Source organism: Caballeronia sp., assembly GCF_028292365.1.
Lineage (GTDB): Bacteria > Pseudomonadota > Gammaproteobacteria > Burkholderiales > Burkholderiaceae > Caballeronia.
On sequence record NZ_JAQGMM010000371.1, the window covers coordinates 1 to 10,874 of the forward strand.

Genomic DNA, 10,874 nt, shown 5'->3' on the forward strand with positions numbered 1-10,874 from the left:
TGGATCTGGAGAAGATTCTATGCGAACGATCGTACGAATAATTCCCTCTGCACTGGAGAAAACCTTCTGGAATCTGGTAAGAATCCGAAATCCGATTTGCTGCGCGTTCGCCAGCCAGCCCGCGATGTTTTACGCGGGCGGTCAAACATCCCGACTATCCGGTCGATCGTTTTGCATTGCTTCGGGCGATTTCTTGCCGCTATCTGATGGTCGATAACGTTTGCCCGGGGCGAACCGATTAGCGGTTCAAACAGGCTCGTGCGTTCGCAACCGGTAACAACCTCCCTGTCCCTTGCAACACAGGCGTTTATCTTCGCAAGAGTTTTTCGAACTAGACCTCTCTTACGCCTACAATACCCCCCGATCTATTCTAAAAATCGGCGTCACCTTCTTCGAACCTGCCACGCGCTTTTACTGGTCCACAGCAGCATGGTCACTGAAACCTCATCCTCTGATTCCCTCGCAGTCGCCCAGCGCGTACGCGATTTGATGAATCGCCACGGCATTGGCAAGCGTCAGCAGACGGCCGAGCTGTGCCGCATCCTCGACCTCAGTTTCTCGCAGGGGCATAGAAAGTTACGTGGCAATAGCCCGTGGACGCTTGCACAGATCCGCCGCGTGGCCGACGCGTTCGGCGAGCCTGCCTTGCAACTCTTCGACGCGAAGAACGCTGACGTAGACGACACTGAAGGCACCGCCCAGGACGCCGTCCTGATGCTCGGCGCGATCGAAATTCCGTGCGTTGCGTGGATTGGCGAGGCGCTCGACCCGGGTAGCCGCCCGGATTTCATTGCGCAAAACATGAACGGCCGCTGGCTCGTGACAACGCACGAAGGCGTGTTGCTGCACGCCGCTCACGATGTCCACAAGATCGAGATCCAGCCGCGTCGCACGGACATGGACAAGCCGCTGATCGCGGTCGTGGACGACGACCAGACCTCGGCCGACAACCTGCATGATTATCTCGAGCGCAGCGGTTTCACAGCGGTCGCGCTGTATGGTCTGGAAGGGTTCTCGCAAGCGCTGCAGACGCAAGTGTTCGACGCGGTGGTGATCGACTGGCTGTTCGGGGCGCATACGTCTGCCGACGCTATCCGCGCCGTGCGCAACTCTGACAACCCGGATGCGCCCATCTTCGTGTTGACGGGCGAACTGACGACCGGCAAGGCAAGCGAGTCGGAAATCAGCGACATCATCCAGCGCTATAACGTCACATGTTTCGAAAAACCGGCGCGCATGGCGATCCTTGTGGCGGATTTGTCGAAGCGTTTGCAGCGGGCCTGACTTTCCTGACTTTCGACGCAACGCCGCATGTCAATGCTCAATCACTCAATGGATTCGCCGTGTCGCCGATAACGCCCGCGCCAAGGCGCTTTTCAGCACTTCGTAGCGCACGGGTTTGAGCAGGTAATCGAAGAACAGGATGGCGGCGCTCGGGTCGACCAGATCCGGCGCGTAGGCGCTCACCGCGATCACCGGCAAGCTCGCGCCTGCCGCCCGCCGGGCCCGGTATTCATTCACGAACGAGTACCCGTCCTTGCCCGGCATGTGCAGGTCGGCGAGGATCACATCGGCCTGATTGTTCTCGAGCCATGCGAGCGCGCTATCCACGTCGGACATGGCCACGCTTGCATAACCCAGGTGCGCCAGCATTTCGGTCAGCGACTCGCGGATGGAGTCGTGGTCGTCTATTACCAGCACGCGTGCTTTCTTCAACGGTGGCAAGTCCGCGGGCGCACGCTCGCGCTCGGGCATTCGTGCCACCGGTGCGGCGGGCAAACTCACGCGAAACGCGGCGCCCTGCCCGACATCGCTCGACACGTTGACCACGCCGCCCAGCAATTCGACCAGTCCGCGCACGACGGCCAAGCCCATGCCGGCGCCATCGAAACGCCGGGTGGTCGATGAATCGAGCTGCGTGAATTCCTTGAAGATCAGCGGCAACTGTTCGCGCGCAATCCCGGGACCTGTGTCGATAACAGAGATATCAAGCCGTTCAAGCGAGCGTTCGAAACGCACATCGACCGAACCGGAATCGGTGTACTTGATAGCGTTCGTCACCAGGTTCGTCACGATCTGACGCAGCCGGTGCTGATCCGACTCCACCAGCCCCGCCGCGCCCGTGAACTGCCCGCGCAACAGCAGGCCCTTCGCCACCGCCGCGGGCGTATTCGCGTCCACAATCGAGTCAAGCAATTCCATTGGATCGAATACAGTCAGCCGCAATTCAAGCTTGCCGGCGCCGAGTCTCGCGAAGTCGGTCAGGTCGCGCATCTGCGCCTCGAGATGGCGTGCACCGGTCTCGAGCCGCTGGATGATCTTGCGATCGCTTTCACTATGCAGGTTCAGTTCGAGCAGTTCCACCGACGACACAATGGCATGCAACGGTGTGCGCAATTCATGGCTGATCATGCCGAGGAACGCGTCCTTCGCCTGCGATGCTTCGCGTGCTGCCCGGGTTGCCTGATGCTGCGCTTCGAGCGCCGCGCGTTGCTGGTGAATCAGGCGCGAACGCCGCTGGCCATTGAGCAGCAGCATGGCGGTGGCGACCATGGAGAGCAGCGCGAGCAGCATGCCCGCCGCAAACAGATAACGCCGCTTTGAAACAAAATCGCGCGCAATGTAGTCACGTTCCGCCACGTCGACCACGCGGCGGCCATTCGCCAGTTCGTTTACTGCATCCTGGTTCTGCCGCAATACGCCAATGATCTTCAGCGTGCGCCCGGGCTCCCTCTTCAACGAATCAATATCGGGTTCGATAGACTCGAGCGCTGCTTCCAGTTGCCGCAGGATTTCCTGTTGTCGGTTTCGCAGGGGGCCGCTATCGGAGAGCATCGCGGTAGACGTGGTGACAACGGCGAGCTTCGATTCAAGCACCTCGAAGCGGAGCTGGATCTCATCGGTATCGGCGTCGATCCCGCTGCGATACAGCAGAATCTGGTTCGCAAACCGGCCGTACGCAATCTGGAATTGCGCACCGTCCCAGTAGAAACCGTCGTACGGCATGGTCAGTTGCTGCGTGGTCTGATTCGCCAGCAGCACGGAATACAGCACGTAACCCGCGCCGCCAAGCGGCGGTGCAATGGCTGCCGCAACCAGCATCGCAACTTTGAAACGGCGCAACCCCGCACGCATCATTTCACGGCCATCCCTTTGATCTGCCACACGAACTTCGCGTCCGCGGCCGAACCACTCAGCTCTGACGGATACGCGTCGCGCGGATAGATCAGGAATAGCGGACCAAACTTGCTGACAGTGAGGCGCACGCCATTCCTGCTGTAAGCCAGGATAGCGCCGTAACGCTCCGCTTCCTTCGCGCTCACCGTGTAGGAATAGTCGTCGATCGTGCGCAGTTCGATGGCGTCGCCGCGTGCGTCCACGAGCTTCAGCACGTCACCCAGGAGCGGCCCGGAGAAGGTGGATTTCGGCGTCCAGGTGGTCGAGGTTGTGATTGTGTGGACAGGAAGCTTGAGTAGTTGGGCTTCGCTGATGTGATAGACGCTATGGTCAACGTCGTTAGTACGCCCGATCAGTCCCTCCACGTCGAGCGTCAATGGTGCCGCGCTCGTGGCAAGCGGCAACAAGACAAGCAGCGAAGCCGCGAGCGTTCTCAAGACCTGCTGTTGTGTCATGGCGGCGGTCAATGCTGTTCGTCGAACGCGCGCGCCGCGCGTTCGGACGCCACCACGATCAACTTCATAGTGGCACGCGTCGCGCCGACAAAGAACTTGCGGGCGACCTGTTCGTCGAAATTGTCGAAATCGACTTCGGTCAGGATCACGCAAGGCGCCGATTGCCCCTTGAACCGGTAGATCGATTCGAGCAGCACGTCACCTTCCCGATACTCCGGATTCCCGAACAAATCGTAACTCCCCGTGAAGCTGCGCAAGCGATGCGGCCCGAGCTGGTCGACCGACGTCAGCACCGAGCCTTCGCGCCCGCGAAAGGACAGCACCGCGATGTCCTGCTTCCGGTAGCCGAGCGCCAGCGCCTGGGTGATCGCTCGCTTGGTCGCCTCGATCACTTCGTCGGGATGGCCGTTTTCGTAGGTGGAAAGACTGACTTCGGAACCGTCGAACGGACTACCGGCGTCGAGCCGCACCTCGCGTCCGACGATCCGCCGGATATACGCCAGCAAGTCGCGCGGACTGCGATAGTTCGTGGTCTCGCGCAGCGTGGTCCAGCCGGGCAGCGGCACGGGGTCGCGGAAATACAGGTTCTGCATCGGATCCTCAAGCCACCACCACGCACCATCCGGCGTCAGCAAACGGGCCAGCGCGTCCACCCAGGCCGCCTGGAAATCCTGGCCTTCGTCGACAATCAATACGTCGAACTTCCAGTGCTCCGCAATCTCGACATTGGCGAAACGCTCCTCCAGCGTAGTGAATACGTTCGGCTGGCTGAAATCCGGCGGGGTGCCGGCATCGCGCGTCACACTGGCGCTGAGCTGGTGATAATTGGCAATGCGCGCTTCGGGCGGCGCGACCAGGCGGATGTGGTCGGCCAGCGGCCGGTTGAAGCACACGTACAGCACGCTGCGGCCCTTCGCCACCGCATCACGCATCACTTGCACCGCCAGTTGCGTCTTGCCCGAGCCGGCCGTGCCAATCACGCGTAGCCTGAACGGCTGGAATTCCAGCCGGCGCGCCCACGTGGCGAGGCCTCCCGAGAGCCGGGTGACAAGCATGTCGGCCTGACCGACCAGCGCGTTGGTATCGGGCGTGAGGGCGAGTTCGTCGGAGAGAAAGTGATGAATCCGCGCGGACGCTTCGAAACGCGGCTCACTGGGCGGCAGGATATCCAGCACGACCGACGGCAGCTTCGCTCGACGGCTGGCATCGACAATACGGGCTTCAGGCACGCCTGCAATGGACGCGTCCTTCACCGTGTAATCCGGGCAATACAGCAGCTCTTCAATCCGGTAAGTGCCCGCGCCGAATGCGGCGGTGAAGCGCCGGTGCAGGTTCTCGAGCGTCCGTGCAAGCTGGACGGCAACGTTGCGCTCTTTCTGCATGTAGACCTTCATCAGGCCCGCGGGTGTCTCACGCAGGAACCCCGCCTTCTGTTCGATGACCAGCACCCGGCCCGACGGCGCGACCACCACGAAATCCGCTTCGCCGAACACCGAAAAACCTTCGTTGATGCGGGTCCAGTGAACACCGTGATACACGGTGTAGTCGTCGGGGAGTTTTGCGAGCAGCGCCAGCGTGTCGAGTTCACGCACGGCAGCGCCGGTCGCTTCCATATTCTTCCAGTCGTCGGGGACGATTCGAGCCATGCTTCGCCTTCGGGCCTAAGTGCGTGTGAATGAGCGTATATGAGCCGGAAAGAGCCTGATTCAAGCAGGATTCCGGCAACTAGCGGCCATTGTACGCAAGCCGCGCGGCCTTCCCGGATCAGTCCGCAAAATCGTATTTTCCGCCACGCTGCAATGCCCGCTGATACGCCGGACGCTCGTGAATCCGCTTTACGAAACCCGCTACGTGGGGAAGCTTCTTCGCGCCCGCACGCTGGATTCCGGCTTCGAGCGGGAAGCTCATTTGCACGTCGGCGGCGCTAAAAGAATCGCCCGTAAACCATTCAGACTTCGACAGCTCGCTCTCTATGAAGCCGAAGTGCAGCTTCAATTGCGGGTCGATGAAACTGTCCTGCATGGTCTGCGCGATCCGGCGCGCGATAGGCTTGACGAAAAACGGCATGCGCGCGCTGCCGATGCGCAGCGCCACCAGTTTGAGCAATAGCGGCGGCATGGCGGAGCCTTCGGCATAGTGCATCCAGTAGTTATAGCGAAGGCGTTCAGGCGTGGTCCCGTGCGGGGGCGCGAAACGTCCTTGCCCATAACGCTCGTTCAAATACTCGATGATCGCGCCGGACTCGGCGATCGTCTGGCCGTCGTCCGTGATGACCGGCGACTTGCCCAACGGATGCACGGCGCGCAACTCGGGCGGCGCTAGCATGGTGTTGGGGTCGCGCTGATAACGCTTGATTTCATACTCAACGCCCAATTCTTCAAGCATCCAAAGCACGCGTTGTGAACGGGAATTGTTGAGATGGTGAACAATGAGCATGGAAGATTGCCGTGGGGGTTTAAAACCGGGGTTTAAATCCGAGGTTGCAGTCCGGGCGCAAACGCGCCAAGAATACAACATGGCTGCGTACGGGCGTTCGTATTCACACCGAGCTCATCCTCGGTTTAGTGTTGAATACACGGGTGAGGCCCGCTTTGTGCAACTGCGATGATCGAACATGGGTTGGCGTTCGCTGCAGTTTCCTGTTTTCACAAATCAAAACAACACGAAAGGACCATTCGATGACCCTGGTTATTTATCTGTTGGGCTGGCTGATCCTGATCGGCGGCGTGTCATGGGCGCTGGTCGCCATGCATGTCGCGCAGCACACCATCATGATTGTCGATGTGATCTTGCTGGGCATCGCGGTGATTACCGGCGCCACTCGCGCACGCAACCGCGACCGGTCATAGGACCGTCATCAAGTGTCGTCAGCGCGCAGGACGTGTTTGTCCTGCGCGTGCGGGCCGGCGGTGCGGATAAACGCTACGACAGCACGCGCGAGCTGAGCGAATGCCGGATCAGTGTCACGAGGGCGTCGGGGTGCGCGGGTTTGGTCATGAAGTGCTGGAACCCTTCGCCAATGCTTCGCAAGCGGTATTCGTCGCCGTCGTGGCCCGTCAGCGCAATCGCTATCGATGGCGTCAGGTTGCCTCGAATCTCGTGGTCTCGCAGGCGCTGGATCAGGTAAAAACCATCCATCATCGGCAGATCGATGTCGCAGATCACCGCGTCGGGTAACTCCCGGATGACGGTCTCGGCGCCCTCTTCGGCGTCCGCCACGGCAAAGACTTCCGCGCCTTCTTCCTCCAGCAGCATTCGCAGTGACTCGCGGCTCTCCAGGTCATCTTCGATCAGCACAATCCTGGTATGTCCCAGTCTCGCTACTTCATTCATCATTATCTTTTCTAACAGCCCAAACTGGATTCTGGTGCCAATGTCGCGGCTCTCGCGTCTCACCCACTGCGGACCTTACGGCACGACGGCATGAGATCCATGCGGCACCGTGTGATATGCCGCGTGCGCCGGTGTCGAACGTCGCGCGGAGTAAAATTTCAACGGGCGCAGTATGCCTCATTGCTTGCTCATTGCTTGTCGAACAAGCTTGCAGCAAAAAACAGACCGAGCGCAGAAACCGCATGAGGAACCACCGTGAAAACCCCTCTACACGGGGCTTTGCGCAAACCCTAATGGGTTCATTTCAGTTCCGCGTCTGCGCGTGCATCGGCCGTGTAAAGGCTGCGTTTCGGCAACCAGGCAGGTAATTTTTTACCCGGTATGCCGTTTCGAAAGTTCAGACTTATCGACGCCAATATCACGATGAAAGCTTTGTGGCGGCATGTGTTGCGGAATGCGTAACCACATGATGAGTCCGCAACAGCGCGCGATATTCGGTTGGCGTCAGGCCCACGGTCGCCTTGAACTGCCGCGTGAACGCACTGTGGTCGGTGTACCCGCATAACGCCGCTACGTCGGTGACCTTTTCGTGCGTGACAAGCAGCGCCGTGGCCGCATCGAGCCGTGTCTTGAGCAACACCTGACGCGGTGTCAGATGAAAGACCTTGTGAAAATACCGTTCCAGCTGGGCAATCGACATGTTCGCCATCGCCGCCAGATGCGGCATGTTCAGCGGCTGCACGAAGTTGCTCTGAATATGCTGGACAACGGCCGCGAGCCGGCTGTAAGCCGGGTGCGTCCCTTCGTCTGCCTGCAGGTCGCGCGAGATGCCGGCCAGGCCGACGACCGTGCCGTGCGCATCGTGGAGCGGCTGCTTGGACGTCATGCACCAGCCGGGTTGACGCGCCGGATAGAGATGCAGTTCGAGCTGGTCGATCATCGGGTTGCCCTGCGCGATGATCGCCTGGTCCTGCGCCGTATAAATGCGGCCAAAGCGTTGCGGAAAGACTTCTTCCGCCGTCTTTCCAAGCAGCCCCAGCTTGTCCTTCAGGCCGCAGCGCGAAGCCAGCGCGCGGTTCACGAGCGCGTAACGCGCCTGCGCGTCCTTCACGAAGAAAACGATATCGGGCATCGCGTCGAAGACCGGTTCCAGCAGCCTGAAATGCTGCAGCATGGCCTCGAGCGTCGCAGCGCCCACGGGGGCAGTGAGCGTGGTATGCAAGCCGGGGGGCGCGGCGCCGTGTTCGGGTTCAGCATGCGCCGGACGGTCCGTCGTAATGGTCATTCGCGTCTCGCTGGCGTCGTCGGGGTCCGCAAGTGCCGCCCCTGCCACGCATGCCGCGTGCAGGGGCGCGCACCTCGCTGCGCCCGATTATAGAGGCGAGAAGCGTCCGTCAAAATTGGTGTTGACGACAGGGAGACTCGAGGCGATCAGAGGACGAATGAACGGCGGACGCGTTGCGCGGACTGGAACTCAGACTGAGGGGATACCCCAGGCGAATGGGTCTGTGCTGTCGAAGCAGAGCCGGCCTTCGGCCATGATGTGCGCATGTCCGGTGATGGTCGGAATCACCGCCTGGCCCGCGAGTTTGTCCGAGCGCCGGTAGCTCGCTTCGAACACGCTGCCAATGATGCTTTCCTGCCGCCACACCTCGCCTTCTGCCAGTTTGTTGTCAGCGGCGAGACACGCGACCTTCGCGCTTGTGCCTGTGCCGCATGGCGAACGGTCGTAGGCGCTGCCCGGACACAGTACGAAATTGCGGCTGTCGATTCCCGCGCGCGGTGAGTCCGCGAACAATTCGATGTGGTCGATCATCGCGCGGTCTGCGCCGGTAATACCTTGCGCCTGCAATGCCTCGCGAATGGTGTCGGTGAATGCCGTCAGCCGGGTCAGGTTCGTCGCAACGAGATCCTGGCCGTGATCGGCTACGAGAAAAAACCAGTTGCCGCCCCAGGCAATATCGCCCGTCAGCGGCCCATAGCCATCCACATTCACGCGGACCGCCTGCCGGTATCGGTACGCCGGTACGTTGCGCACGCTCACGCTGCCGTCCGGATGCAAGGTGGCCTCGACAAAACCCGCAGGGGTCTGGATCCGGTGCGAACCCGGCTGAATCTGCCCTGAGTAAGCAAGCGACACGATCAGGCCGATCGTGCCGTGGCCGCACATGCCGAGATACCCGACGTTATTAAAGAAGATAACGGCCGCCGCACACGCAGGGTCATCCGGCTCGCACAACAATGCCCCTACGATCACGTCCGAGCCACGTGGTTCGGTGATCACGCCCGAGCGCCAGTCGTCATGTTTCGTGCGAAGGTTTTCCAGGCGCTCGGCCAGCGTGCCGCTGCCCAGATCCGGTCCTCCCGACGTGACGAGACGGGTGGGCTCGCCGCCCGTATGGGAGTCGATGAAGTGTAGGATTTTCATGCTGCCATCGTAGAAATTCGGACGCGACCCGTCTTGGTGCCGCTCAGCGAATTTGATGCCGATTTCGGCATAGATGGTACCGTTTTGATGAGCCCCTGAGCCCTAAGATAACCAGGGCTGATGACATGATTCTGCCACAGACAAGGCCGCTCGCTTCGTAGGCCAGGATCGTCCGGCTGTGCCGAAATCGGCATCGTAATTGCGCGCAACGTGCAAGACGGCCCTTTCTGCAATGCTTAGACTCCACTCAATCGATTACTTTTAGGAGAGCCGCCATGGCGCATATCTGGGAAGGCGTAATGCCCGCCGTCACGACCAAGTTCAATGCGGATTTCAGCATAGACCGTGCTTGGACGAAGAAGAATATCGAGGCGCAGATCGCGGCCGGGGTCGACGGCATTATCGTCTGCGGATCGCTTGGCGAAGCGTCGACGCTCTCGCTCGACGAGAAGCTGGACGTGCTGGATATCGGCGTCGATGCAGCTCAGGGACGCGTGCCCGTGTTGCTGACGATTGCGGAAAACAGCACGCTCGACGGTTGCCGCCAGGCTGAACTCGGCGTCAAGCACGGCGCTGCCGGTTACATGGTGCTGCCGGGTCTGCGTTATTTGTCGGACCGGCGCGAAACGCTCAACCACTTCCGCGTGGTCGCCAGTGCGAGTCCCTTGCCGATCATGGTCTACAACAACCCGCTCGCGTACGGCGTTGATGTGACACCAGAAATGTTCGCCGATCTCGCCGATGAAAAGAAGCTCGTTGCGATCAAGGAATCGGCCGGCGATGTACGTCGCTTCACAGATCTTATCAATGCGGTCGGCGACCGCTACGCGCTCTTTTGCGGCGTTGATAACCTCGCGATGGAAGCCTGCCTGATGGGCGCGCACGGCTGGGTTGCAGGGCTGGTTTGCGCGTTCCCCGAAGAGACCGTGGCAATCTTCAAGCTGCTCAAGGCGGGCCGCCTGGAAGAAGCCCGCACGATCTACCGCTGGTTCGCGCCGCTGCTGGCGCTTGATGTCTCGGCCAAGCTCGTGCAGAACATCAAGCTGGCCGAGGCCATGGTCGGTCTGGGCACCGAACCGGTTCGGCCGCCGCGCTTGCCGCTTGCCGGCGACGAACGTCTCGCGGTGGAAGCATTGATCAAGCGTTCGATTGAAACCCGGCCGGTTTTGCCGACGTTCTAAAATCGAATTTTTCCGCGGCGGCTTCGGCTTGTTCTCATTGAAACAGGTCCATAGCCGCCGCAGGTTTATCCCTGACCGATACTGAACGCTCTCACTCCTCCTGATCCGCCAGCCTTAAAAACGAGCCTTTCCTGGCTCCGTTCACCTCGTTCAGCGCGTTACCTCCTGAACACAAAAGCAAGCCATCTGCGCCCGCCCCAAAACCCTCAAAATCGGCCAAGCGCCGTTTAACGTCAAGACACGAATCAGGCTTTCGTTATATTTTACGGAATATCACGGTACTATTCTTTTGCTCCTGAC

Annotated in this window: 11 protein-coding genes; 4 read left to right on the forward strand and 7 right to left on the reverse strand. The window is 60.4% G+C overall.

All coding sequences use genetic code 11. The features are described 5' to 3' along the window. The coding region (locus JWR14_RS22825; RefSeq protein ID WP_299712346.1) for a hypothetical protein at nucleotides 1–207 on the forward strand (207 nt) is incomplete at its 5' end. A gap of 222 nt (nucleotides 208–429) precedes the next feature. After that, complete coding sequence (locus JWR14_RS22830; RefSeq protein ID WP_299712349.1) at nucleotides 430–1,284, forward strand: helix-turn-helix domain-containing protein; 855 nt, start codon at nucleotides 430–432, stop codon at nucleotides 1,282–1,284. A gap of 45 nt (nucleotides 1,285–1,329) precedes the next feature. Here the strand turns inward: JWR14_RS22830 and JWR14_RS22835 are convergent, their stop codons facing one another. From JWR14_RS22835 to JWR14_RS22850, 4 genes are all read right to left on the reverse strand, one after another. Continuing rightward, nucleotides 1,330–3,165: an ATP-binding protein gene (locus JWR14_RS22835; protein ID WP_366144585.1), complete on the reverse strand. Its 1,836-nt coding sequence runs from the start codon at nucleotides 3,163–3,165 to the stop codon at nucleotides 1,330–1,332. Next, nucleotides 3,135–3,632, reverse strand: a complete 498-nt coding sequence (locus JWR14_RS22840; RefSeq protein ID WP_299712352.1) for an oxidoreductase — start codon at nucleotides 3,630–3,632, stop codon at nucleotides 3,135–3,137. Before JWR14_RS22840 ends, JWR14_RS22835 begins: the two co-directional genes overlap by 31 nt. An 8-nt stretch (nucleotides 3,633–3,640) precedes the next feature. After that, nucleotides 3,641–5,278, reverse strand: coding sequence for an ATP-binding domain-containing protein (locus JWR14_RS22845; RefSeq protein ID WP_299712355.1), 1,638 nt, complete (start codon nucleotides 5,276–5,278; stop codon nucleotides 3,641–3,643). Nucleotides 5,279–5,396: 118 nt separating this feature from the next. Next, the gene (locus JWR14_RS22850) at nucleotides 5,397–6,068 is read right to left on the reverse strand and encodes a glutathione S-transferase (protein WP_299712358.1); all 672 of its coding nucleotides are present in this window, start codon (nucleotides 6,066–6,068) and stop codon (nucleotides 5,397–5,399) included. Between the two features lie 242 nt (nucleotides 6,069–6,310). Here JWR14_RS22850 and JWR14_RS22855 point away from each other — a divergent pair, with 242 nt between their 5' ends. Next, entirely contained in the window at nucleotides 6,311–6,481 is a 171-nt protein-coding gene (locus JWR14_RS22855; protein WP_179258496.1) for a hypothetical protein, read from the forward strand. 73 nt (nucleotides 6,482–6,554) lie between these two features. On the opposite strand, the gene JWR14_RS22860 is transcribed toward JWR14_RS22855, so the two are convergent. The 3 genes from JWR14_RS22860 to JWR14_RS22870 all read right to left on the reverse strand — a co-directional run bounded on the left by JWR14_RS22860 (nucleotide 6,555) and on the right by JWR14_RS22870 (nucleotide 9,393). Further along, nucleotides 6,555–6,968: a response regulator gene (locus JWR14_RS22860; RefSeq protein WP_299712367.1), complete on the reverse strand. Its 414-nt coding sequence runs from the start codon at nucleotides 6,966–6,968 to the stop codon at nucleotides 6,555–6,557. Nucleotides 6,969–7,383: 415 nt separating this feature from the next. Then, complete coding sequence (locus JWR14_RS22865; RefSeq protein ID WP_299712379.1) at nucleotides 7,384–8,139, reverse strand: AraC family transcriptional regulator; 756 nt, start codon at nucleotides 8,137–8,139, stop codon at nucleotides 7,384–7,386. Between the two features lie 300 nt (nucleotides 8,140–8,439). Further along, the gene (locus JWR14_RS22870) at nucleotides 8,440–9,393 is read right to left on the reverse strand and encodes a 4-hydroxyproline epimerase (protein WP_299712370.1); all 954 of its coding nucleotides are present in this window, start codon (nucleotides 9,391–9,393) and stop codon (nucleotides 8,440–8,442) included. A 275-nt stretch (nucleotides 9,394–9,668) separates the two neighbouring features. Between JWR14_RS22870 and JWR14_RS22875 the strand changes: the two genes are divergently transcribed. After that, the gene (locus tag JWR14_RS22875; RefSeq protein ID WP_299712373.1) at nucleotides 9,669–10,574 is read left to right on the forward strand and encodes a dihydrodipicolinate synthase family protein; all 906 of its coding nucleotides are present in this window, start codon (nucleotides 9,669–9,671) and stop codon (nucleotides 10,572–10,574) included. The last annotated feature ends 300 nt before the right edge of the window (nucleotides 10,575–10,874 follow it).